Source organism: Thalassotalea profundi, from assembly GCF_014653195.1.
Lineage (GTDB): Bacteria > Pseudomonadota > Gammaproteobacteria > Enterobacterales > Alteromonadaceae > Thalassotalea_B > Thalassotalea_B profundi.
In genome coordinates this window covers 197,416-221,295 of sequence record NZ_BNAH01000002.1, presented here as the reverse complement: position 1 = coordinate 221,295, position 23,880 = coordinate 197,416, and the positions used below count along the sequence as shown (strand labels likewise).

The 23,880-nt window shown below is 36.5% G+C and carries 22 protein-coding genes; 16 read left to right on the top strand and 6 right to left on the bottom strand.

The window, feature by feature from the left end:
• Positions 1–35: 35 nt before the first annotated feature.
• Together fliS and fliT are read left to right on the top strand one after the other, a co-directional pair.
• Complete coding sequence (gene fliS / locus IE155_RS03145) at positions 36–473, top strand: flagellar export chaperone FliS (RefSeq protein WP_189376649.1); 438 nt, start codon at positions 36–38, stop codon at positions 471–473.
• Position 474: 1 nt separating this feature from the next.
• The gene (gene fliT / locus IE155_RS03140; RefSeq protein WP_189376648.1) at positions 475–801 is read left to right on the top strand and encodes a flagellar protein FliT; all 327 of its coding nucleotides are present in this window, start codon (positions 475–477) and stop codon (positions 799–801) included.
• A gap of 18 nt (positions 802–819) precedes the next feature.
• Here the strand turns inward: fliT and IE155_RS03135 are convergent, their stop codons facing one another.
• Both IE155_RS03135 and IE155_RS03130 read right to left on the bottom strand, forming a co-directional pair.
• The gene (locus tag IE155_RS03135; protein WP_189376647.1) at positions 820–1,089 is read right to left on the bottom strand and encodes a hypothetical protein; all 270 of its coding nucleotides are present in this window, start codon (positions 1,087–1,089) and stop codon (positions 820–822) included.
• On the bottom strand, positions 1,077–2,351 hold the full coding sequence (locus IE155_RS03130; RefSeq protein ID WP_189376646.1) for a motility associated factor glycosyltransferase family protein: 1,275 nt from the start codon (positions 2,349–2,351) through the stop codon (positions 1,077–1,079). Before IE155_RS03130 ends, IE155_RS03135 begins: the two co-directional genes overlap by 13 nt.
• 201 nt (positions 2,352–2,552) lie before the next feature.
• On the opposite strand from IE155_RS03130, the gene IE155_RS03125 reads away from it, so the two are divergent.
• The 6 genes from IE155_RS03125 (at position 2,553) to IE155_RS03100 (ending at position 8,228) form a co-directional block, all read left to right on the top strand.
• Entirely contained in the window at positions 2,553–3,551 is a 999-nt protein-coding gene (locus tag IE155_RS03125; protein WP_189376645.1) for an NAD-dependent 4,6-dehydratase LegB, read from the top strand.
• A 15-nt stretch (positions 3,552–3,566) separates the two neighbouring features.
• A complete protein-coding gene (neuC, locus tag IE155_RS03120) occupies positions 3,567–4,733 on the top strand; it encodes a UDP-N-acetylglucosamine 2-epimerase (RefSeq protein ID WP_189376644.1) in 1,167 nt (388 codons plus the stop codon).
• Positions 4,734–4,755: 22 nt separating this feature from the next.
• Entirely contained in the window at positions 4,756–5,883 is a 1,128-nt protein-coding gene (gene neuB / locus IE155_RS03115) for an N-acetylneuraminate synthase (protein WP_189376643.1), read from the top strand.
• A gap of 259 nt (positions 5,884–6,142) precedes the next feature.
• Positions 6,143–7,204, top strand: a complete 1,062-nt coding sequence (locus IE155_RS03110) for a nucleotidyltransferase family protein (RefSeq protein ID WP_189376642.1) — start codon at positions 6,143–6,145, stop codon at positions 7,202–7,204.
• Positions 7,197–7,904, top strand: coding sequence for an acylneuraminate cytidylyltransferase family protein (locus IE155_RS03105; RefSeq protein ID WP_189376641.1), 708 nt, complete (start codon positions 7,197–7,199; stop codon positions 7,902–7,904). Before IE155_RS03110 ends, IE155_RS03105 begins: the two co-directional genes overlap by 8 nt.
• 75 nt (positions 7,905–7,979) lie before the next feature.
• Positions 7,980–8,228, top strand: coding sequence for a hypothetical protein (locus IE155_RS03100; protein ID WP_189376640.1), 249 nt, complete (start codon positions 7,980–7,982; stop codon positions 8,226–8,228).
• A gap of 64 nt (positions 8,229–8,292) precedes the next feature.
• On the opposite strand, the gene IE155_RS03095 is transcribed toward IE155_RS03100, so the two are convergent.
• From IE155_RS03095 to IE155_RS03080, 4 genes are all read right to left on the bottom strand, one after another.
• On the bottom strand, positions 8,293–9,867 hold the full coding sequence (locus IE155_RS03095) for a B12-binding domain-containing radical SAM protein (protein WP_189376639.1): 1,575 nt from the start codon (positions 9,865–9,867) through the stop codon (positions 8,293–8,295).
• Between the two features lie 3 nt (positions 9,868–9,870).
• Positions 9,871–10,902, bottom strand: a complete 1,032-nt coding sequence (locus IE155_RS03090; RefSeq protein WP_189376638.1) for a 6-hydroxymethylpterin diphosphokinase MptE-like protein — start codon at positions 10,900–10,902, stop codon at positions 9,871–9,873.
• A gap of 109 nt (positions 10,903–11,011) precedes the next feature.
• Positions 11,012–11,185, bottom strand: coding sequence for a hypothetical protein (locus IE155_RS03085; protein ID WP_189376637.1), 174 nt, complete (start codon positions 11,183–11,185; stop codon positions 11,012–11,014).
• 77 nt (positions 11,186–11,262) lie between these two features.
• Complete coding sequence (locus tag IE155_RS03080; RefSeq protein WP_189376636.1) at positions 11,263–13,773, bottom strand: 6-hydroxymethylpterin diphosphokinase MptE-like protein; 2,511 nt, start codon at positions 13,771–13,773, stop codon at positions 11,263–11,265.
• A gap of 287 nt (positions 13,774–14,060) precedes the next feature.
• Between IE155_RS03080 and IE155_RS03075 the strand changes: the two genes are divergently transcribed.
• The 8 genes from IE155_RS03075 (at position 14,061) to fliI (ending at position 23,873) form a co-directional block, all read left to right on the top strand.
• Complete coding sequence (locus tag IE155_RS03075) at positions 14,061–15,542, top strand: sigma-54 dependent transcriptional regulator (RefSeq protein ID WP_189376635.1); 1,482 nt, start codon at positions 14,061–14,063, stop codon at positions 15,540–15,542.
• A gap of 278 nt (positions 15,543–15,820) precedes the next feature.
• A complete protein-coding gene (locus IE155_RS03070; protein WP_189376815.1) occupies positions 15,821–16,948 on the top strand; it encodes a sensor histidine kinase in 1,128 nt (375 codons plus the stop codon).
• A 10-nt stretch (positions 16,949–16,958) separates the two neighbouring features.
• Positions 16,959–18,299, top strand: coding sequence for a sigma-54-dependent transcriptional regulator (locus IE155_RS03065; RefSeq protein ID WP_189376634.1), 1,341 nt, complete (start codon positions 16,959–16,961; stop codon positions 18,297–18,299).
• A gap of 166 nt (positions 18,300–18,465) precedes the next feature.
• Positions 18,466–18,816, top strand: coding sequence for a flagellar hook-basal body complex protein FliE (gene fliE, locus IE155_RS03060; protein ID WP_189376633.1), 351 nt, complete (start codon positions 18,466–18,468; stop codon positions 18,814–18,816).
• A 72-nt stretch (positions 18,817–18,888) separates the two neighbouring features.
• A complete protein-coding gene (gene fliF, locus IE155_RS03055; protein ID WP_189376814.1) occupies positions 18,889–20,589 on the top strand; it encodes a flagellar basal-body MS-ring/collar protein FliF in 1,701 nt (566 codons plus the stop codon).
• Positions 20,582–21,628: a flagellar motor switch protein FliG gene (gene fliG, locus IE155_RS03050; RefSeq protein WP_189376632.1), complete on the top strand. Its 1,047-nt coding sequence runs from the start codon at positions 20,582–20,584 to the stop codon at positions 21,626–21,628. The genes fliF and fliG overlap by 8 nt, the downstream gene beginning before the upstream one ends.
• Before the next feature lie 38 nt (positions 21,629–21,666).
• Positions 21,667–22,464: a flagellar assembly protein FliH gene (gene fliH / locus IE155_RS03045; protein WP_189376631.1), complete on the top strand. Its 798-nt coding sequence runs from the start codon at positions 21,667–21,669 to the stop codon at positions 22,462–22,464.
• Positions 22,465–22,502: 38 nt separating this feature from the next.
• Positions 22,503–23,873, top strand: a complete 1,371-nt coding sequence (gene fliI / locus IE155_RS03040) for a flagellar protein export ATPase FliI (RefSeq protein ID WP_189376630.1) — start codon at positions 22,503–22,505, stop codon at positions 23,871–23,873.
• The last annotated feature ends 7 nt before the right edge of the window (positions 23,874–23,880 follow it).

The following is a 23,880-nucleotide window of genomic DNA, read 5'->3' as shown; positions in this document are numbered from 1 at the left end:
TAGTGTCTCGCGTTGAGAGACGCTAGGAGCGAATCATGAGAAAAAATTTAAAAGCATATAGTCAAGTTAATATTAACAGTACGTTGCTAACTGCTGATCCACATCAAGTGATATTAATGATGTATGATGGGTTACTTGAAAGTGTTGCAAAAGTTAAAGGGGCCATTGAACGTAAAGACTTAGCGGTTAAATCACAAATGATTACCAAAGCCGTCAATATATTGTCAGCTTTAGACAACTCTTTAGATGCTAAAGCAGAACCTAAGATTTCAGCGACATTTTCAGATTTATATCAATATTGTATTAACCGATTAAATGACACTAATATTACGTTAGATATTTCAGGATTAGATGAGGTGGTTGAATTATTAAAACCCCTAAGAGATGCATGGCAATCAATACCTGAATCTTCTAAAAAAGAAGGGCTCGATTTACTCAAGAAAAAAGATGAGCAGTCAAGCGTAGGAGCTTAATGTGTCGTCTCAACTTTCCTTATATCAGCAGATAGAACAATTATCTGCTGAAGTTGTTGCTTTGATTAAAGAAGAAAAGCTTGAGTTTGTTAGTGAAAAATTAGCTCAACGTTTATCACTAATGAAAGCGTTAAGTGAAAACGTCTTATCTCAAGGGAATAATGATAGCAAGGAGAAGCTTCGACAATTTTTACTAAAGTGTCAGAGTGAAGATACACAACAGGTTAAGCTTTTGCTAGAAGAGCGTACTAAAGTACTAGCTGATAGTCAGAAGCAATCTAAAATAAAACAAGCAGTTAACGCCTACCAACAATTTAGTGAGTCCTAATTTCTAGTGTTTTTAAATTTAGTGTAACTGAGCTATATAAGGCATTAATTCATACTGTATTATATCCGCATAATACAACCTATCATCGCGTTGTTGGGCATCTAACATAACATTCAAGATATTATTCAAATGAGGATTATCGATTGAATGTTGTATTATATATTGGTTGAGAATATCGATAAATGTAATCGTTAATTGATGGCTTTTAGCTAAATGTCCTAAACGTAAGCACTCGGTAAGTTCTTCCCCTAGTAAAATAATATCAGGTAATGAAATTAATTGTTCCAAAGTGTAGTACCTTCAATATATGCGCCATCTAAGCTTCCATTTTTAAAATTAACCTTAGGATGTTTTAAAATATAGCGTTCTAACTCTCGTAAATAACTTTTTAAACTAGCCATTGTGGGGATCCGCTCTCCATAGCCGTTGATAACACTTTCTTGGGCATTGCCTAATGCTAACTCATGTGAAGCTTTAGTCTTATTATTCGTTTTTGCATGACTTTGATTATAAGTAAAGGCAAAGTCAGTACCTAGTAATACAATTGTTTTAGCTTGTAGATAAACAGCAAGGTCAATGGCTGGATGCACAACACTGCCAGCACAATATAATTGTATTTTAGGATACTTATCGATAAGTTCCTTATACATAGGTGTCGGACTATAACTGCATAGTCTAGGCCCTGGCCAATAAGTAAGTACCTGGCTTTCAATGTTAGGAAAATAAACGAGTGTTGTATTTTCTAAGAGCTGAGGATTTATGTCTTTAAAAAACTGATAAGCGGTATAATCAATAGATACAACAATATTTGGAATAATATCCCGTTCTAATAATACTCTCACACTTGCATCAACAGCGATAATAAAGGGTTGGTGTAACGCAAGGTAATTTAAGTGCTTTTCAAGCGTAGGACCTGCGGCGGCAATAAAAATCTCTGAGTGAGTTGCTTTGGGTAAAGTAGAAATATCTGCATCTTGCTTAACGAATGCTAGATTATCTTGAATAGGGTCGCATTGATGTTTTTGTCGTTGTTGATGCGTTTTATTAACGAAATCATAGTTTAGTTCAATTTGAACTTTATCCGCGAGTTGTTCACCGTCGTTATCAGCTAACTTTAATTCTGCAGGATTAACACAAAAAGGAACGCTAATTTCACTATTTTTTGTTGCTAGCAATAATTGTGTGCGCTTGTCTTCTAACCATTGCATATCTTCAATAGCCTGTAAACTATGAATAAAAATAGCTTTATTGAGTATTACCACGTATAGCTTTCGTAGCGCTTTATTTTGGAGTAATAAAGTTGCTGTATCTCCTAACGCTGGCCCATATATCGTCGCTTCATTACTATGACTAGGTATTTGTTTTATTTGTAACTGTGCTTCTGCTACTCGATCATAACTGCTAGTGAGTTGAATACCATTAATCGTTAACGTACTTTCTACAACGTCGACATTTACTGTATTTTCATTTGTAGCCATTAATACATCAAATAAATCTGGCCATCGTCGGCTTATTACTTCAAAGTTTTTTGGCAAAATAGTTGCTGGCATAAACCCAATGTTCAAAAGTTATAACGATTAACATATTCTAATGTAATGGTTTTTGCTATTCAATGATGTAATTTAGTTGCTTAATTAAATTGCCTAGTTAGAATTAAAAACAATATAGAGTAATTCGTTCTGGCAGACATATTGCTTAGTTTTTCTTAATTGTATTAAGAAATTAAACTGACAGTAACAAGGTTTTTATACATGAGTCATTCACACAACGAACAAGTAGTTTTAGTTACTGGGGCAGATGGCTTTATTGGCTCACACCTCGTGGAATTATTATTATCACAAGGTTTTAAAGTTAGAGCACTTGCACAATATAATTCTTTTAATCATTGGGGCTGGCTTGAAGATGTTAAAGCCTGCGATAAATTAGAGATTATTACCGGTGATATTCGAGATCCGCACTTTTGTCGTCATATTACGCAAGGGGTAGATATTGTTTTCCACTTAGCAGCATTAATTGCTATTCCTTATTCTTATGTCGCGCCTGAAAGTTATGTTTCAACTAATGTAATTGGTACATTAAATATTTGCCAAGCAAGTCTCGATAATAAAGTTACTCGGGTTATTCATACATCTACTAGTGAAGTTTATGGCACAGCACAATATGTGCCTATAGATGAAAAACACCCCCTGCAAGCACAGTCGCCTTACAGTGCCTCTAAAATTGGCGCTGATGCTATGGCGATGAGTTACTTTAATGCCTTTGACTTACCATTAACTATTGCTAGACCTTTTAATACCTATGGACCAAGACAGTCAGCCCGTGCTGTGATCCCTACCATAATCACTCAAATAGCCAACGGTCAGAAACAAATTCAACTGGGCGATGTTAGCCCAACACGTGACTTTAATTATGTGAGTGATACATGTCGTGGCTTTCTTGCATTAGCGCTGAGTGATAAAGCCATAGGAAAAACCATCAATATTGGTTCTAATTTTGAAATTAGTGTAGGTGATACTTTACATTTAATTAAAGAACTTATGCAAAGTGATGTTGAGTTTGTTGTTGATAAACAACGTATACGTCCCGATAAATCAGAAGTGTTCCGTTTGTGGTGTGATAACACTAGTATTCATGAATTAACAGGGTTTACTCCAGAAGTAGATATTAGGTCAGGGCTTACGAAAACCATCGAATGGTTTGTTCAAAACCCAAATTTAGCTAAATATAAACACGGTATTTATAATGTGTAATTATCGAGCTGCACGATGAAAAAAATAGCTGTATTTACCGGCACTCGAGCTGAATATGGCTTGTTAACTTTACTGCTTAAGGGGTTACAAGCAAGCGATGAAGTTGAACTTCAGCTGTTTGTTGGCGGTACACATTTAATCGCTGAATTTGGTTATACCGTTGAACATATTATTCATGACGGTTTTGACATTACAGAGCGATTAGATTATTTACTCCCTGCAGATACACCTTTGGCGGTTAATCAGTCTATGGCGAAAGCGCAAATGCTTGCTGGTGAATGCTTTGTAAAACATCAACCTGATCTACTTATTTTATTAGGTGACAGATTTGAAGCGTTAGCAGTGGCACAAGCCGCGACAATTTGTGGAGTACCTATTGCCCACATACATGGTGGTGAATTAACTGAAGGAGCGATGGATGAGGTCTTTCGTCATGCACTTACTAAATTATCTCATTGGCATTTTACATCAACAGAAGTCTATCGACAGCGGGTTATCCAATTAGGTGAACAGCCAAATACCGTAGTTAATGTAGGGGCGCCAGGCATTGATAATATAAAGCAACTGCCTTTATTGAATTTAAAAGAATTAGAACAAAATTTAGCTATTAAGTTAAATAAACCGTATTTTCTAATAACCTATCATCCAGAAACGTTATCTACAGAAAACCCCGTAGATGCCATTGCTAATTTATTTACGGCGTTGGATAAATTTCCTAAATATAACATGATTATTACTTACCCTAATGCTGATGCTAAAGGTAGGATAATAATGACAGCATTAGAAAGTTATACTAAAGCTCAACCAGAGCGTATATTTTTGTTTCGCTCTATTGGGCAACTTAATTATTTGTCAGCGATGAAGCACTGTGCTGCTGTTATCGGTAATAGTTCTAGCGGCATAATTGAAACGCCCTCGTTTAACATCCCGACGATCAATATTGGCGATCGTCAAAAAGGGCGGATCGCTAGCGATAGTGTTATTCAGTGTGGTAATTGCTTCGGCGAAATTTATAACAGCATTACACAAGCGTTATCTCCTGAATTTCGCCAACGTATTGCTCATATAGATAACCCTTATGGTAACGGAAATGCCTGTGAAAAGATGTTAACGTATATTGTAAATACTCCACTACCTAAGACAATAAAGCGTTTTTATGATCTTAAGCCGTTAAGTGTCTAAGCGCATGACTTGAGTAACAATTATGAATGAATCAATTAACACGAGAACATTAATTATTGCGGAAGCTGGCGTCAATCATAATGGTGATGAACAATTAGCTTACCAATTAGTTGATGCTGCCATTTCGGCAGGTGTTGATATTGTAAAATTTCAAACATTTAAAGCGGAAAACTTGGTTACCAAACACGCAAAACAAGCTAATTATCAACAGCAAAATACCGAGAAAGAACAGAGCCAATATCAACTGCTTAAACAATTAGAGTTACCTTATGAAAGCCATAAAGCGATAAAACATTATTGTGACGAAAAAGGTATCGAATACTTATCTACTGCATTTGATAGTGATAGCTTACGCTTTTTAGTTGACGATATGCAGTTAACACGATTAAAAATCCCATCAGGCGAGTTAACTAATACACCATTTGTACTCGAACATGCTAGAACTGGTTGTGATCTGATCGTTTCTACGGGGATGGCAACTCTAGATGAAATAGAGCAAGCATTAGGTGCAATTGCCTATGGTTATTTATATGGCGACCAAGATACTGTTCACCAGGATGACAATGAAATATTATCACTTGAAGTGTTTAGTCAAGCTTATCAAAGTGAAGCGGGTCAAAAATTATTATCTGAAAAAGTCGTTTTACTCCATTGTACAACTGAATATCCAGCACCTTTTAATGAAGTTAATTTAAATGTATTAGAAACATTACGTACAACATTTAAATTAGCCGTAGGCTACTCAGATCATACCCAAGGTATCATTGTGCCTATTGTAGCAGTAGCTAAAGGTGCAAAAATTATTGAAAAACATTTTACTTTAAGCCGAAAATTTGAAGGACCTGATCATAAAGCGTCAATTGAACCACATGAATTGACGGCAATGGTTGAAGCTATTCGTGTTACAGAACAAACACTTGGAAGTAGTATAAAACAGCCAAGCCCTTCAGAGTATAAAAATAGGGATGTTGCGCGAAAAAGTATCGTTGCAATATCGCCTATTGCTAAAAATGAAACATTTAATGAGCATAATATTGGTATTATGCGCCCAGGCAATGGTATATCTCCGACAAACTATTGGCAGATTTTAGGTAAAACCGCTGAGCGATCATTTGCACGTGGTGATTTAATAGAGTTCGATAATCTATAAACACCCGTTGACTATTAATAACTGGTTTGATAATTGCTAGAAATATTGAATAGAGTAAGTTGACATTTTTTCGTTTAACAACTTTTCTTTAATAATAAAAGTGCTTGATTGATAAATTACAAAATGATGTTATTTTTTTAGCTGAAACCTATGATTAACTAGTGATATTTCCGCTGTTACAGTTTATAAGTTAATTGGTTAGCAGCAGCGCATGAATTTGTAGTTAGCGGAACCTTGAATGAAGTTTGGAGAGGGTTAAATGAGTCATAACTGGCAAAATATATTAATAGCACCCACGACTACAATGGAACAAACCATTAGTGTAATCGACAAGGGCGCAATGCAAATGGCTCTAGTTGTTGATGAGAGTAATGTGTTACTCGGTGTTGTAACTGACGGCGATATTCGCCGTGCGTTAATTCGGCATCAAGGTATGGATTGTCTAATTGCCGATGTTATGAATAGCACACCCTTAGTTGCTAATGCAGGGACTTCTCGTAATAAGCTCCTTAATTTAATGAACTCTCGTGGTCTTCATGCGATTCCGTTAATCGATAATGGAAAATTAGTTGGGTTAGAAACGTTGCAACATATTGTAGAGCGTCCTAGCTTTGACAACCCTGTGTTTCTTATGGCTGGTGGATTTGGCACACGACTCAAACCGTTAACTGATAATTGTCCTAAACCCTTATTGAAACTTGGTGATAAGCCCATTTTAGAAACCATACTAGAAAGTTTTATTAGTTCTGGTTTTCATCAGTTTTATATTTCTACTCATTACATGCCTGAAGCTATTCACGATCACTTTGGTAATGGTGAAAAGTGGGGGGTAAAAATTCAATACGTACATGAAAAATACCCTTTGGGGACCGGTGGAAGTTTAGGTTTACTACCTGAAACCTTACCTGATCTTCCTATTATTATGATGAATGGTGATGTGTTAACAAAAATCGATTTTGAAAAGCTACTTAATTATCATAATCAACATTCACCGGTTTGTACTATGTGTGTACGTGAAGATGAATATAAAGTTCCTTATGGTGTGGTCGAGGCAGAGGGGGCTAGAATTACTAGCTTAGTAGAAAAACCCACACATAAATATTTCATTAATGCAGGTGTTTATGTTGTGAGTAAAGCTATGATAAACGCCGTAGAGCAAAATCAAAAAGTGGATATGACAGAGTTGATAGAAGGCTATATTCAAAATAAACAGTATGTTGCAATGTTTCCAGTACATGAATATTGGTTAGATATTGGAAAAATGGTTGATTTTTATCAAGCGCAAAAAGATGTAATGCAAGGTGGACAGTTTAATGGTTGATAAAATTTTAGCAATAATTCCTGCAAGGGCAGGTAGTAAGCGTTTACCCGGTAAAAATAGTAAACAATTGTGCGGTAAACCATTAGTAAAATGGACCATTGAAGCTGCACAACAATGCGAAAGCATCGATGAAATTATTGTGAGTACAGATAGTGAAACCATCGCAGAAATAGCAAAAGACAGTGGTATTCCAGTCCCTTTTTTACGACCAGAAGAAATTTCAGGTGATACAGCGACAGCAATCGATGTGGTTAAACATACTATTGATTATTACCAAAAAATAGGACGAACCTTTGATTATGTATTATGGTTGCAACCAACTTCTCCGCTGCGCTCTAGTACTAATATTCAAGAAGCAATAGCAACCTTAAAAACTAAATCTGCCGAGGGTGTGATAAGTGTGTGTGAATGTGACCATTCGCCGATGTGGAGTAACACACTAGCGCAAGATGGCAGCATGAAAAACTTCTTATCAAATTTTGTTAAGAAAAATCCTCGTAGCCAAGCCTTACCCACTTATTATCGCTTAAATGGTGCAATTTATATTGCTAAGGTTGAACCGCTATTAGCACAAGAGACTTTTTTTCTTGAAGAAAACTTGTTTTCATATGTGATGAGTCGAGAATCATCTATCGATATCGATCATCATCTCGATTTTAAATTGGCTGAGTTTTTATTAACAGAACGTACCGAAAACTAAACAATTGACATATTCTCTAGTTGTTTATAGGATACGAGAAGCAAAATTATTTTTGGTGAAATTAAAGGACTAATTATGAAAATCAACTCGTTAAATAATTTAGCTATTATCGCTATCATCACCGCATTATCGATTGCTGTAATATCATTACTTTTAAATAACCAACAACTGACTAAGCAGAATCAAATAATAAATACACAATTAACGCAGGTACTTAAAACCTTAGAAAAAGTTGATGAAAATGCAACAAACACAGCACGTCGTATTGAATCAATAGAACAACAGCTTAAACCTAATCTTCATCAGCTCTTAGCTAAAAACTAACTTAAAATATAACTAACAGTCGGTTAAACGAAGAGAATAACTCTCCGTTTAACCGTCAAAATACTTAACCTACTTTAATGGCCAGTGGTCCTGCTTCTTTGACTGGCCTTAAATTAAATGAGGTTTTGGGTTCAACTACTGGCGATAAGTGTTGCTGTACCGGTGCCCAGTGTTGCTCAGACAAGTCTAACAGACGTAACTCTTTTAAATAGACTATCTGTTGTAAACCAAGTAACTGAACAGGTGAAAACTTTTGAGAAATAGTTGCTGTTATTTTACTCGCATCACCAAGGTCCATAATATAGGCTTCTAAATCCCCATTATATTGCGCTAAAATTGAATCTTTATAAGCGTAATACCATTCTGAACCCGGATAAGCGGTAGCAAAGTGAGGCTTAGCGGTGATGCCTAATTCGATGAGGGCATTAATCGTATTGCGGACACTTTCAAAGGTTTCTTCAGGGAAGCCAATAATTATATTGGGAATAGGTTTGATTCCTGATGCCAAGCAAGTAGCAATACTTTGCTTATTTTTACGAGCATTAGAGCCTTTACCTAGATTTCTTAAAATATAAGGATCGAATGACTCAAGTCCATAAACTAAGTGAGTACAACCAGCTTCATACATCAATTTTAAGGTATCCGGCCGATGTAAGCCTGCATGCGAGGTGCCATTCCAATGAACGCCTTTACAGTTTTCATCATGAGGGATGCCTTTTTGACGACAAGTAGGTTGTAACCCTGCTTCAATCCACTTTGCACAAAGTTCTTTTAGCCATGTGCCTTTACTTGCAACATCCATTGTCATCAAATTTTCATCAATAAATGCGGCAAAATCTATATCGTAAGTGTCATATAAATGTTTGACCATACTCACGATATAATCAGGGCTGTGATAACGAATATTACGACCATAGGTAAAGACAACATCATTCTCACCTTCTTCGTTTTCTTCTATTAACATGTCACCCGTTGTACCTAAGTGCCAACAATATTTACAGGTTAATCCACAACCAAAACTACCATTAATATCCATTCGGCGTTTAGATGTAAATGATTCTTCACTGAATAAGTTAGCAGAGTTTGCAAAATAAATATCAAGTGGGAATAACTCCCAAGCTGGCCAAGGTAAGGTATCTAAATCATGAATGTTAGGGCGTACAGGGGTTAAAAAACTTTTGCCAGTTAAATCACGGTGAATAACACCCAAGACAGTGGAATAGTCGAAATCTTTATTATCTATCTTTTCTAGCACGGCAGGGAAAGTTTCAAATGACTCTCCAATACAGCCAACGTCAATTTCAGGCAGCCATTTAAAAATTTCAGTAGGCATACTTGTTAGAAAGCCACCACCAGCTATTAGTTGGGCTTTAGGCGCAGCCTGTTTGATTAATTTACATGCTTTTTTTATATAGTTGTAAGTAGTTGTAAGGCCCCCAATACAAACAGCATCCCAATCATCGGCTTGGCACACTTCTACAATAGTTTCTAGAGGCAGACGATGTGCATTTGCATCATAAACTTGGACTAAATGTCCTTTCTTCATAGCTATTGCTGCAAGTAGGGCTATACCATAAGGAATATGACGAGGGACATCTTCTTCACGTACCACAGGATTGATAAATAAAATTTTAGCCATGAGTTAGAACCCTTTGTTTAAAAAAACATCAAATGGGATGCAGTTAATACTATTATCACTAGCAAAAAGCGTACCTGATTCGGAACAATTATAAGTATTGCCTGCTGAGCGACTATGAAGATCAAGAAAATTTTTACGGTACCAGTAATAAGTCGGATCCGTATAAAACTCTTCGCCTGTTAATGGAAAAGTGAATCGCGGGAATAGTTGTGCTAGCTCTTCCGGAGAATTAACAAACTCTTGCAATTCGTAATACGTCTGTGTCATTTCTATCGGAGTATCACTGTGGTAACCCAAATCCATGCCTGTTATGCCTATTTTTGGTATTTTTAATATGGCGTTAGCAAAAACCCAAGCGGCAGTTCCAACTGTACCACCAGTATTCATACATGACTTTTTATTAATATTATAAATTTGTCGAGTTAAGCTTTCAGGGTTTTGTGGAGCATCAACAATAGGGTTCCACCAGTACATATCAAAACCAGCTTCTCTGGCACGATCAACAACATTTTTTGGTGCTGATGAACAAATAATAAGTTTAATTTGAGAGGCGTACTTATTGATCAATTCTATATTTTCTTGGTTCTCTCTAATTGAATTATTTCTAAATTCAACATCGAGGTCTTGTCTAGAAAAATAATCATCGTGGCGGGTATTTTCTTCAAAATCATTATCACCAAACCAACGAACCATTCTAGTTGGATGTGGATCTAAAGTTAGTACATAGTCTGGAATGATGCCATTTTTTAAACATTTAACCAATGAACCATCAACGACAACAACACTACCGTTATAATTGGATGCTTTAAGTTTTTGTAAAACATTATATTTATGCAAACTAGGACCTGCACTGACAACAATAGCTGAACGTTGTTTTAGTTCAGATAAAGGAGGCAAGTCTTTAAAACTTTTTTTACAAAAAGGCAGATTGTTTTTGGCGTTGACGATAAGGTCGTTACTATGCCAATTTTTTCCAATATCAGTAATTTGTGAAACAACATCGACAAACTTTGTATTTAGATTATTCTGATCCATAAATCACCATATGTAGATTTAGTACGAGTAGAAAATTAAAGCCAATACTTTAGCCAGTATAAATCTAGATTATTACTTTTCTTAAACTAGGGTTTAGAACTTAGTCCTATTATTCCTCACCATCCCAGGTTAAATCGGTACGTTCAACATACACCATTGAACCGCCAATTGAATTTAATGCTGCTTTTTTGAATGCTTGTTGTGTGCTGTCTTTTTCAGTATTTTCTTCAGGCTTTTTAACTTCTTTTTTTGTCGTGAAGTTACCTTTTAATAAGTTGCTCATGGATATTCCTTATTCTTAGTCAAATATTTTAATCTATAAATTTATATCGGCGTATTACATGTTTCCATTAGGGATAACTATTGTAAACTGTCGAAAAACTGTTGTGCTTCAATATTGCTTGGATCGAGTATTTTTACTTTTTCAAAAGCTTCTTTAGCAGGTGCTATTGCATTATTTTCCAAATAGAGATTAGCCAAAGCTAACCATACTTTTATATCGTGGCTTTGTTGTTCTAAATACCCTAAATAAACACTTTCAGCTTCCGTCATTTTTTTATTAAGTTTTAATATAGTGGCATATTGTGGCTGATATGCGGGTGTTAACTCGGCCAATTTTTTAAGTGAGTTTTCAGCTTGTTGATAATGGTTTAAATCTATTTCTAAAACTGAAATTTGGATGAGTTCATCTTCAGATAAATGCTGTTCATCCAACAGATAAAATTTGTCTAATGCTTCTTGATAGTGGCCTTGTAATAAAGCTAAATAACCAGAGCACAATAAAATCAATTGATCTAAATTTTCATGTTTTTGTAGTGTGTTCTTATTATGTTTTTGATTATATTCTAGTTTTTTAAGGTTTTCGACTAAAGATGCTAATCCATCACTGTTTTTTGCATTGAACATGTAAACAGCTTTTCGGTTAATGCCCGTTAAACTACTTTGTTCTTGCGTACGTTTTAAATGATATGTATCTGTATTTTCTAATACCTTAAAGTATTCGTCGATTTGAGTATCTAGTTCTTTCTTATCAATATCATTAAGCTCTTGATAAAGTTCTGGATTTTTAATTTTCCAGTGGTGAGCGCGGCCAAAATGATGTTCGCTGCGCCATAGTTGGAATATTTCATGGTAATCTAATTGAGGTTGTGTTTCTTTTATACGTAATTCAATTTTTTTCTTTGCAGCAGTTAATAAAGGCTTTAACTCATTAATATTGTCAATGAAGCATTGATAATACGCTCTGCCAACTTCCTCCATTTCTTCATCAGACCACTCTAAGTCTCCGTCAGTTCGAGCAATTCGAATAAAACGATGGATACCGTATTTTTTTAAAAAAGTACTTGTTTCTTTATAAGTGGTATTTAAGGTTTCTTCTGCTTCATCAATACGTTGTTTGATATTGGCATTTTCGAGTTCATTGTCGTAGGTTTTATATAAATTACTATTGTCGATGATTGCTTGTTCAACAATTGCTGTTATTTCGTCAAACTCATCTACTAGACGATCTATATCATTTGTTACATCAGTAAATTGTTGTGTACTTATTTTACTGTATTTGTTTTTTATTTTGTTGATGATAGGACTTATTAAATCTTCTTTAGTAAAGTTAATATCATCAAAATTTGCTAATAGAATGCTGTCTATTTTTGCTGCATTGGGGGATAGGTTATACAGTTGAGCACCTTTTTTAAGGGCTTGTTTAGCTTGGTCTTCAATGGTTTGAGTCGCATGAATAAAAGTCAACATGGTTTCTGCCATTTTACCGCTGTATGTTTGCACCCATTGTTCACGCTTACCTAAAACAGGGCCAACCTTTGCTTCATTACTACCTTTAGCATGGGTATTACCATCGCTGGAATAACATAAATCAACGCCTGAAAGGAAAATTCGTTTGAAGCCAAAATCAACAGCCGCAGAAATTGCGGAATTAGTCACGGTTGGACCGGCTAAATGAGTATTGTCTTTTGATAGCTCACTTGGCCAAGGAACTCGTAAACCATCATGAAAGCTTACACCCCGCCATTGCCCAAGTAGAACAGGCACTACATAAGTTGAGTGTAAAAATATAGACTCATCGGCCATTTCTAGCATTTCTTTACTGACATCAAAACTAACTTCGTGTGGGTCAACTGAAATGACAAAATGCGGTGATATATTCTCGCTAAGCAAACGCTTAGCAATTCGAGAAACCGCAATGATTACTACTTTATTTTCAAGTGAATTCAGCTTATCAATTATTTCGTCGAGAGAAGGGCCCCCACCTAAAATAATACAATCCATTCCTTTAAATTTATCTTTTAAAGCAATCATGGGATTAAGATTATCAGCTAAATTTATAATTTGTTTAATAACAAATGGTGAGCGATACAAGCTCACCATTGTATAATGTTGTTGGGTTTCTAATTTTAAAGAAATCTCAGTATTCGCTTGATAATAATAGTCATCAAAGCCGTCATTGGCTGCTAACGATTTTATATACCTAACGTTGTCAGTGTACATATAAGCTTGCAAATTAAATTTTTCGGCTTCAACCTCCCAAGTGCTAAGTGTGGCGAAGGCTACGTTGTCATGCCAATCGGTAAAGCTTAATTGATTTTTAAGGTTTTCAAGAACGTGTTCAGAGTCAATAAATAGGTAGCGAGAACCTTTTGCAAGGCCATGTTCTAATACATAATTGGTTAAGAGACCTGAATCACACCCTAGAATAATATAAAAATAATCTTCATCCCATAGACGTTTGTCATAGAAATTATCAAAGATAATTTTTGCACTATTCTTTTCGAAGACATTGCGGTTTACTGAATATAAATATGGATCGTCGAATTTACTTACCTGATATTGTTCGAATTGCGCTTGTCTTTCGCTCATAAAAAGTCCTAATTACTTTATTCAGCTTTCTCTTCTTAACCTGAGGATATAGCATTGCGACGTTAAAAAGAATATTGATTATTGTAAATCGCTATTATTAATGAGTAAAAGCAAATTACACGCCAATTGTTGTATAAATAAATTCGTTAATTTCGTCATTTTATCGTTATAAATCTATTGTTTAGTCAAATAAATGACAAATTGGTGTCAATTTTTTGTTGAAAGATTATCTCTACGGGTTAGAATCATTACATAATTAATATAAATTGTCGGTTTTTCAATCTATTATGCAAGGTCAAAAATATATTTTAGTTGTTGATAATCAAAGCTCTCGACAAGAGCAATTAGCAACCGTTCTTGCATTTATTGGAGAGCATTTTTATTGCTGTAATGAAGATGAAGTTGAGCAATATTTTGCAAGACATGAAAATATTCTCACCGTGATACTGTCTGGTAACGTATCAGATAATTTAGCCGATATAGTTAAAGCTCACCCTGCCTGTCCTTTTATCACCCATGATGTGGTTGATAAACATGCAATTATTGATCGTGTTAATTTGTTGGGTGATGTAACTACCCCCTTAAACTATGCGCAACTGACTGAGATGATCCATCATTGTCATCAGTATCATAATAAAATGCCGAATAAGCGCGTTAAAAATGCAGGTAATAGTTTATTATTTCGCTCATTAGTTGGTGCTAGTAGTGCCATGCAACAAGTACGTTTCTTAATTGAGCAAGTGGCAAGTACACAAGCGAATGTATTAATTTTGGGGGAGTCAGGTACAGGTAAAGAAGTAGTTGCTCGCAATATCCATAATTTATCTGAGCGACAAAAAGGTCCTTTTGTTCCGGTTAATTGTGGCGCAATTCCACCTGATTTATTGGAAAGTGAATTATTTGGTCATGAGAAAGGGGCATTTACTGGCGCTATTTCTACAAGAAAAGGGCGATTTGAGTTAGCTGAAGGCGGTACTTTATTTCTTGATGAAATCGGTGATATGCCACAGCCGATGCAGGTCAAACTCTTACGTGTCTTACAAGAAAGAACCTTTGAACGTGTTGGCGGAGCAAAAAGCATTAAAGCTGATGTTCGTATTATAGCGGCTACTCATCAGCATTTAGAAAGCATGATCAAAACCAATGAATTCAGAGAAGATTTGTATTATCGATTGAATGTTTTTCCTATAGAAACACCTTCATTAAGAGAGCGTAAAGAAGATATTCCTTTGTTATTACAGGAGTTAATTACACGCTTTGAGCATGAACAGGGTAAGTCAGTCAGGTTTACTGAACAGGCTATTGCTTCATTACAAGAACATGATTGGGCAGGTAACGTTAGAGAACTATCAAATTTAATTGAGCGCATGATCATTATGTTTGGTGAGCAAATCGTTAATGTAAGCGAGTTGCCCGCTAAATATCGTCATATTGATGTGGAAGAATATCAGCCGCAATACCCTGAAGAATTGCAAGAACGTGAAGCTATTAATGAGTTATTTGCGGGCTTTGATTATGACGACGATGATTCATTTGAAGATGACGCATTTGATGATGAAGAAAATTCTGAGACTACTAATAAAGCGCTTGATTTACTGCCTAATGAAGGAGTTAATTTAAAAGAATTACTCGCTGATATAGAAGTGTCTATGATCACCCAAGCGTTAGATAAAAATGATTGGGTAGTGGCGCGATCGGCAGAGTTATTGGGTATGCGTCGCACGACGTTAGTTGAAAAAATGCGTAAATATAATCTACAAAAAAACTGATATAAAGAAACGTTAGTGGTTTCTCTATACTTACAGTTTTAACCCCTCTCTTATCCTTGGGTATTGACAACTCCAGCTTGTTTAAGCCAATTATTTGACATAATCAATTACTCATAACTCATACTTTAAGTGTATGTTTTATAGGTGTTTTTGTTGTGGTATGAAAAGTGCATTGTTTGGTTGTTATCGTTAAATAGGTAAGAATTATGACAGTGGCATATTCAACAGAATCCAATAGCATTAATCAATCTCCTTTGCTTAAATCTGCTCAGGTGTCTATGCGTTCGCCCAAATATTATAATGACACCTGTACATTACAGCGTGAAAGCTACCATGGTGAATTAGCATTATTACGTCAGCAATCGGAACAGTTGGCACAAGTTATTAATGTTATGCCCTCAGGTATGGTGTTGCTTGATGGCGATGGCATTGTTATAAAAATTAATAAAATAGCGAGTCAGTTACTTGATGAACCTATTTTAGGACAGCCGTGGTTTGATGTAATTCGTCGTTCATTTAAACCTAGAGCAGATGATTGGCATGAAGTTTCACTAAAAGATGGTCGTCGAGTGAAGCTTGAAATTACCCCTCTTGTTGATCAACCCGGTCAATTAATACTTATTACCGATTTAACTGAAACTAGATTATTGCAAGATAAGTTAGGGCAATTGCAACGTTTGTCTTCTTTAGGGCAAATGGTCTCTAAGCTTGCTCATCAGATAAGAACCCCTTTGTCCGCGGCAATGCTATATGGAGCTAACTTAAAAAATAAAACGTTAAAAACAGAAGATAGGGAAGCCTTTCAGCATAAATTAATGTCGAGATTAGAAGATCTTGAACAGCAAGTAAACGATATGTTGTTATTTGCTAAAAGCGGTAAGCAGCAAGTAGTTGAGCCCATTTCTATTAATCAATTAGTGTTAGAGTCAAGTAACAGTGTTGAAGCGTTAATTAAAAAAGCTAATGCAAAACTGATTATTAAACCTTGCCCTGATGATTGCCAAATACTAGGTAATAAGCGCGCTCTTAGTGGCGCTATTGTAAATTTAATTCACAACGCCTTACAAGTGATCCCAGATCAAGCGGAAATTCGCATAGAATCTCGCTGTCATAATGAACATGCCTTTATCAGCGTGATAGATAATGGAAAAGGTATAGAAAGTGCGTTAGCCAATAAAATATTTGAGCCGTTTTATACCTCAAGAGTAAATGGTACAGGTTTGGGACTTGCAGTGGTCAAATCGGTCGTAAATGCTCATCAAGGTGATGTTCAGTTGCTAAGTGATGCTGGTGAAGGAGCTCACTTTTGTATGAAGCTTCCCTTGCTTACTGAAAAGGTAAAGCAAGAAGAACAACAGCATTCCCATGAATTTATAAACAAAAACATGTTTAAATCAGCGTCGTAGGAGAATACTTATGAATCAAAGTAAAATCTTAGTGGTAGAAGATGATGCCGGATTAAGAGAGGCATTAATTGATACTTTGGCCATTGCTGGTTACCACTGTATTGAAGCTGAGTCTGGTGAAGAAGCTTTACTCTTATTAAAAAACCATCAGATTGATTTAATTGTTAGTGATGTACAAATGGGCGGCATGTCAGGGCTTTCATTGCTTAAATCCATCAAAAATACCAATGCACAAATTCCAGTATTAATTATGACTGCATACGGCACTATTGATGATGCTGTACAAGCAATGAAAGACGGTGCTTGTAATTACATGGCAAAGCCTTTTGCACCTGAAGTTTTACTTAATATGGTCAATCAATATTTGCCATTAAATATTAATGATGGTGAAGATCCTATTGCACAAGATAAACAAAGTATTGAATTACTCAACTTAGCACGTAAAGTGGCCACTACGGATGCTTCAGTTATGGTGCTTGGTCCTAGTGGTTCAGGCAAAGAGGTACTTGCGCAATATGTACATAAACACTCAGCTAGAGCACTTAAACCTTTTGTGGCAATTAACTGTGCAGCTATACCTGAAAATATGCTAGAGGCCACGTTATTTGGTTATGAAAAAGGTGCGTTTACTGGAGCTGTACAAGCATGTCCGGGTAAATTTGAACAGGCGCAAGGCGGCACAATTTTACTTGATGAAATTACAGAGATGGATTTAGGTCTACAAGCAAAAATTTTACGTGTACTTCAAGAGCGTGAGGTTGAGCGACTTGGCGGGCGTAAAACAATTCAATTAGATGTGCGTGTTATTGCAACTAGTAACAGAGATCTACGTGAAGCAGTAAAAGAAGGTATTTTTAGAGAAGATTTGTACTATCGTCTAAATGTATTTCCTTTAACTTGGTTACCATTAGCAGAGCGTCGCGATGATATATTTCCACTAGCAAAACATATAATTGAACGCGTTTGTCAAAAAAATGGGAAAGTTATACCGGATTTTACCGCATCAGCACGTAGCAAATTGATGGCTTATCATTGGCCAGGTAATGTTCGTGAGCTTGATAATGTAATGCAACGGGCACTTATTTTACATAGTGAACATAAAATTGATGCGGCAGATATTTTAATTGAAAATTTTGATACTGCAATTGTTACCGATCCTGTTGAGTCGCAGCTAACAGAGGATAAATTAGGTAGTGAATTAAAATTACAAGAGCATCAAATTATTTTAGATACTTTACATGCTTGTCATGGGAGTCGTAAAGCGGTAGCCGAACGATTAGGTATTAGCCCACGAACACTACGTTATAAAATTGCACGTATGCGAGATAGTGGAATCCAAATCCCAGCTTAAGTTAAATACATATATTTAAGAGATGTTTCAAATTTTTAAATGACACATAATCAATAGGTTAGGTGTCATTTTTTATTGTCTTTACTATTTGGATTTCTTGGCATCAAGCTTGCTTTACTACTCTTAATCGTTAATTAAACAATAAATTGACACAAGAGAGTAGGTTATGGATATCAAAGCAAATTCACTCTATACGCAAATGCAAAGCATGTCGTTAGAAGCAACAGGAAAACGTTTTCCTGTAGAGGCTAATAGTGATCTCGTCAATGCCGTAACACCTGCAAATAATTCAACATCTAACTTTGCTTCAATGTTAAAAGATGCGGTTAATACGGTTAATGAACTTCAACAAGAGACTGGGGCTAAACGCACCGCCTTTGAAATGGGCGATCGTAGTGTGACGTTAGCTGACACTATGATAGCGGCTTCAAAATCAAGTGTCGCATTTGACGCAACAGTACAGGTTCGCAATAAATTTGTGGAAGCCTACAAAGAAATAATGAGTATGCCAGTTTAGTGTTACTAAACAACGCAATATATAAGCATCAATTGAAAGCGGAGACGTAACGTGGCAGATACCAATACAGCAATGGTTTCATCAGATACTAGTACAGATCTAGTTGTCAATGATAACGATAATGGCGAGTCAGATATTGAGGAGCAAAAATCAGGTTTTGCTGCAGCAATGGGCAATGTTGATGTATTGCGTCAGCTAACTTTAATTATGGCTTTAGCTATATGTTTAGCTATTGCTGTATTTGTTATCTTATGGGCAAATCAGCCTGAATTTCGCTTCTTATCTAAACAGCCTACCGAACAACTCATCAAAACCATGGATTTTCTTGATGCCAACAAAGTTGAATATATTCAAGAAAATAACACTATTTCAGTTCGGGTTGATGAATATCAAAATGTAAAATTATTACTTGCTCGTGAAGGTTTAGATGAACAACCTGAAGAAGGTAATGAAATTATTATGCAAGATATGGGGTTTGGTGTAAGCCAACGCTTAGAAAGTGAGCGCTTAAAACACTCCCGAGAACAGCAATTAGCAAGAACAATTGAAGAGCTACAAAAAGTATCACGTGCTAAGGTGTTATTAGCAATTCCACGTGAAAATGTTTTTGCAAAACGTAAAAGTTCACCTTCTGCAACAGTTGTTTTAACTATGCAAAGAGGAAGATTGTTATCAGAAGAAGAGGTTGATTCTGTCGTTGATATCGTTGCGTCAGCTGTTCAAAACCTTGATCCCAACAGAGTGACGGTAACTGATCAAAATGGTCGCTTACTTAATTCAGGCTCCCAAGACTCGATTTCATCTCGTTCAAGAAAAGAATTTGAAATAGAACAAAAACGTGAAAAAGAATATATGGATAAGCTTGATACCATATTGATTCCCGTCGTAGGTTTAGGTAATTATACCGCGCAAGTCGATGTAACTATGGACTTTACCAATACTGAAGAAACACAACGTCGTTATAATCCAGACTTACCTGCACTTCGTAGTGAAATGAAAGTAGAAAATAATACTATTGGGGGGGCTTTAGGTGGTATTCCAGGCGCGTTAACTAATCAACCTCCTTTAGATTCAGATATTCCAGAAAATGCAGGTGGTGGCCAGCAAAAATCAATGCCCAGTAGTAATCATTTAGAATCGACTAAAAATTACGAGCTTGATGAATCTATTAGTTATGTTAAACAGCAAACAGGTGTTATTCGTCGTATTAGTGTGTCGGTTGCATTAGATTACATCAATAATGTGAACGCTGAAGGTCAAGTAGATCAATCACCACGCTCAGTACAAGAACTGTCAAATATACGTCGCTTACTTCAAGGTAGTATTGGCTTTAATATGCAAAGAGGTGATACTTTAGAGGTGGTGACATTACCATTTTCTCGTATTGCTGAGCCTGAAGTTGTCGAACCTGAATTCTATGAAGAACCTTGGTTTTGGAAAGCCTTAAAGTTAGGCATGGGCGGTTTAGTCATCATTGTGCTAATCTTAGCTGTAGTGCGTCCGATGTTAAAACGCTTAATTTATCCAGATCAATCGCCATCTGAATACGGTGACAAATCACTTGATAGTCATATTGATTTAGGTGATGAAACCATGGATATGCTGACATCAGAGTTTGATGCGGGAGCTGTTGGTTTTGCACCAGATGGTAGTTTACAGTTACCAGACCTTCATCGAGATGAAGATATACTAAAAGCGGTTCGTGCTTTAGTGGCTAACGAACCTGAATTATCGTCGCAAGTTGTTAAAAGTTGGTTGAACGAAGATGAGTGATGAAACCCAAACAATGACTGCACCGGTTGGTTTTGATGTTGATAAATTAGACGGTACAGAAAAAGCTGCCATTCTGCTATTAAGCTTATCAGAAGAAGACGCTGCGCAAATTTTAAAGCACCTTGAGCCAAAGCAAGTTCAGCAAGTTGGTATGGTCATGGCGGCTATGGAAGATTTTACTCAAGAAAAAATCACCGCAGTCCATAAGCTGTTTATTAATGAAATTCAAAATTTCAGTACGATAGGGTTCCAAAGCGAAGAGTTTGTTCGTCGAGCTTTAACAGCGGCATTAGGTGAAGATAAAGCTGGTAACCTAATAGATCAAATTGTAATGGGAGGCGGAGCTAAAGGTTTAGATTCATTAAAATGGATGGACTCTAAGCAAGTAGCTAATATCATTCGTAATGAACATCCTCAGATTCAAACCATTGTACTGTCTTATTTAGAACCAGAACAATCAGCAGAAATTATGAGTCAATTTGCTGATAAAGTGCGCCTTGACCTTATGATGCGCATTGCTAATTTAGAAGAAGTTCAACCAGCCGCTTTACAAGAACTAAATGAAATCATGGAAAAACAATTTGCAGGTCAGGCGGGTGCGCAAGCAGCGAAGATGGGCGGCTTAAAAGCTGCTGCTGATATTATGAACTACCTTGATACTAATATTGAGGGCGTATTAATGGATGCAATTCGCGAACATGATGAAGAAATGAGTCAACAGATTCAAGATTTAATGTTTGTCTTTGAAAACCTTGCAGATGTCGATGATAGAGGTATTCAGGCGATTTTACGTGAAGTTCAACAAGATGCACTCATGAAAGCAATCAAAGGTGCTGACGAAGTGTTGAAAGAAAAAATAATGAAAAATATGTCTAAACGTGCCGCGGAAATGATGGCTGATGATTTAGAAGCCATGGGACCTGTACGTATTAGTGAAGTGGAAGCAGCTCAAAAAGAAATATTGTCAATAGCTCGTCGCTTATCTGATGCGGGTGAAATTATGCTAGGTGGTGCCGGTGGTGGTGATGAATTCCTATAACTCCTGTCAATTATTCGTAAATAAAAGTTGTTAAGAAAATGAAAAACTTCAATTCAAACAACTCATTAGAACAGGTAGTAAAGTTATCTGATGACCAAGACCTTGATGTGTGGTCGTTACCGGATGTCACTCAAGAGACATCAGTGGAAAATGAAAAAACCAATGCATTTGGTAAAAAATCTACTTGGGTTTATGAACCACCAGAAGTAGATGAGCCGGTACTTGCTCCGTTAACTGCTGATGAAATTGAATCAATCAGACAAGCAGCCCATGAAGAAGGCTTTAATCAAGGGAAAGAAGAAGGTTTTACTGCCGGCTTTGAGAAAGGCCTGAAATCGGGCCATGAAGAAGGTGTGACTAAAGGACATGAAGATGGACTAGAACAGGGGTTAGCGCAAGGAAAAGAAGAAATTGAAAAACTAACTCAGCAGTGGCAACAACTTATAGAGCAGTTACATCAGCCTATGAAAGTGGTAGAAAGTCATGTTGAACAGCAATTATTGCAACTAGTAGTCAAACTAACAGAAGCTGTAACTTTGCATGAAACAAAAATGAACCCTGAAATTATTCTTTCAGCGATAAAAGCAGGTATGAAAGCCCTACCTGTTCAAGAAGCGCAAACTCAAATATTATTGCATCCCGATGATATCAAGTTAATTGAAAAAGAAGTACCTGCTGACGTTATTACTGAGCAAGGTTGGCGTTTATTAGCAGCCCCTCAACTTACCCCAGGTGGTTGCCAAATAGAAAACAGCACATCCAATATCGATCTCACTTTAGAAACTAAATTAAAAGAAGTGTTGGACTCATTTTTGCAAGATGCTTTACATCAGTAAAAATGACATAAACGTCAAAAAACTACGGTCTTAATTTAATGTTTGATATCCAAAAACTGACTAACCGACTTGATAATTGCCAGCGTTATGTGCATAAGCATCAACTGTCTGTTGCTGGTCGATTAGTGAGAGTTGTTGGTTTAACATTAGAGGCCGTTGGTGTAAAAGCATCTGTTGGTAGCCAATGCTTAGTGGAAACTGCGCAAGGCGATTTGATCGCAGAAGTGGTTGGATTTTCAGGTGATACTACCTACTTAATGCCAGAAATAAGTTTACGCGGTGTATTACCAGGTGCTCGCGTTGTACCTGTTAGCAGTAAATCTCGCGTACCATTGTCTATGGACTTACTCGGTCGTGTTATTGATGGGGTAGGTAAACCTATAGATGGTAAAGGACCTATTAAAATTGATGAAGCAGCTTCTTACAATACGCAACTTATAAATCCTTTAGCTAGACGAGCAATAAGTGAGCCTTTAGATGTCGGTGTACGTTCAATTAATAGCTTTCTTACGGTAGGAAAAGGTCAGCGAATGGGGTTATTTGCTGGTTCGGGGGTTGGTAAAAGTGTTTTGTTGGGGATGATGACTAAAGGTACTACTGCCGATGTAATTGTAGTGGGTTTAGTGGGAGAGCGTGGCCGAGAAGTAAAAGAGTTTATTGAAGAAATATTGGGAGAGCAAGGACGCACTCGTTCCGTTGTTGTGGCAGCGCCAGCTGATAATTCTCCTTTAATGCGCTTAAAAGGTTGTGAAACGGCAGTACAAATTAGTGAGTATTTTCGTGATCAAGGGCTTAATGTATTACTACTTATTGATTCTTTAACTCGATATGCACAAGCACAGCGTGAAATTGCTTTAGCAGTAGGAGAGCCACCAGCAACTAAAGGTTATCCACCATCTGTCTTTTCAAAGTTGCCACAATTAGTAGAACGAGCGGGAAATGGGGGTGTTGGTCAAGGCTCAATAACTGCATTTTTTACGGTTCTCACCGAAGGCGATGATTTACAAGATCCTATAGCCGACGCTGCTCGTGCCATTTTAGATGGTCATATCGTTTTATCACGAGACTTAGCTGATGCAGGACATTATCCCGCAGTTGATATTGAAGGTTCAATTAGTCGAGTAATGCCAATGGTTACTAGTGAAGAACATCAGCAATTAGCAAGACAGTTACGACAAATGTATTCGTTATATCAACAAAATAAAGATTTAATTTCAATTGGTGCTTATACACGTGGTAATGACCCTAGAATCGATCATGCAATAGAGCTTAACCCTGTGATTAATTTTTTCTTACAGCAAAAAATGCATGAAGTTATTCCATATGATCAAAGTCTTAGTCAGCTACAAGAAATTTTACAGGCAGCACAAGCTCATGCCCAAAGCAATGCTAATAAGCCGGTAAATTAAGAATACT

What these genes read in the sequence shown, in the direction of transcription:
- IE155_RS03100 (WP_189376640.1), top strand. Translation starts at nt 7,980, where the DNA reads ATGAAAATCAACTCGTTAAATAATTTAGCTATTATCGCTATCATCACC.
- IE155_RS03090 (WP_189376638.1), bottom strand. Translation starts at nt 10,902, where the DNA reads ATGGATCAGAATAATCTAAATACAAAGTTTGTCGATGTTGTTTCACAA.
- neuB (WP_189376643.1), top strand. Translation starts at nt 4,756, where the DNA reads ATGAATGAATCAATTAACACGAGAACATTAATTATTGCGGAAGCTGGC.
- fliE (WP_189376633.1), top strand. Translation starts at nt 18,466, where the DNA reads ATGGATATCAAAGCAAATTCACTCTATACGCAAATGCAAAGCATGTCG.
- IE155_RS03085 (WP_189376637.1), bottom strand. Translation starts at nt 11,185, where the DNA reads ATGAGCAACTTATTAAAAGGTAACTTCACGACAAAAAAAGAAGTTAAA.
- IE155_RS03130 (WP_189376646.1), bottom strand. Translation starts at nt 2,351, where the DNA reads ATGCCAGCAACTATTTTGCCAAAAAACTTTGAAGTAATAAGCCGACGA.
- IE155_RS03070 (WP_189376815.1), top strand. Translation starts at nt 15,821, where the DNA reads ATGCGTTCGCCCAAATATTATAATGACACCTGTACATTACAGCGTGAA.
- IE155_RS03110 (WP_189376642.1), top strand. Translation starts at nt 6,143, where the DNA reads ATGAGTCATAACTGGCAAAATATATTAATAGCACCCACGACTACAATG.
- fliG (WP_189376632.1), top strand. Translation starts at nt 20,582, where the DNA reads ATGAGTGATGAAACCCAAACAATGACTGCACCGGTTGGTTTTGATGTT.
- IE155_RS03065 (WP_189376634.1), top strand. Translation starts at nt 16,959, where the DNA reads ATGAATCAAAGTAAAATCTTAGTGGTAGAAGATGATGCCGGATTAAGA.
- fliI (WP_189376630.1), top strand. Translation starts at nt 22,503, where the DNA reads ATGTTTGATATCCAAAAACTGACTAACCGACTTGATAATTGCCAGCGT.
- IE155_RS03075 (WP_189376635.1), top strand. Translation starts at nt 14,061, where the DNA reads ATGCAAGGTCAAAAATATATTTTAGTTGTTGATAATCAAAGCTCTCGA.
- IE155_RS03105 (WP_189376641.1), top strand. Translation starts at nt 7,197, where the DNA reads ATGGTTGATAAAATTTTAGCAATAATTCCTGCAAGGGCAGGTAGTAAG.
- fliS (WP_189376649.1), top strand. Translation starts at nt 36, where the DNA reads ATGAGAAAAAATTTAAAAGCATATAGTCAAGTTAATATTAACAGTACG.
- fliF (WP_189376814.1), top strand. Translation starts at nt 18,889, where the DNA reads ATGGTTTCATCAGATACTAGTACAGATCTAGTTGTCAATGATAACGAT.
- fliH (WP_189376631.1), top strand. Translation starts at nt 21,667, where the DNA reads ATGAAAAACTTCAATTCAAACAACTCATTAGAACAGGTAGTAAAGTTA.
- neuC (WP_189376644.1), top strand. Translation starts at nt 3,567, where the DNA reads ATGAAAAAAATAGCTGTATTTACCGGCACTCGAGCTGAATATGGCTTG.
- IE155_RS03125 (WP_189376645.1), top strand. Translation starts at nt 2,553, where the DNA reads ATGAGTCATTCACACAACGAACAAGTAGTTTTAGTTACTGGGGCAGAT.
- IE155_RS03095 (WP_189376639.1), bottom strand. Translation starts at nt 9,867, where the DNA reads ATGGCTAAAATTTTATTTATCAATCCTGTGGTACGTGAAGAAGATGTC.
- IE155_RS03080 (WP_189376636.1), bottom strand. Translation starts at nt 13,773, where the DNA reads ATGAGCGAAAGACAAGCGCAATTCGAACAATATCAGGTAAGTAAATTC.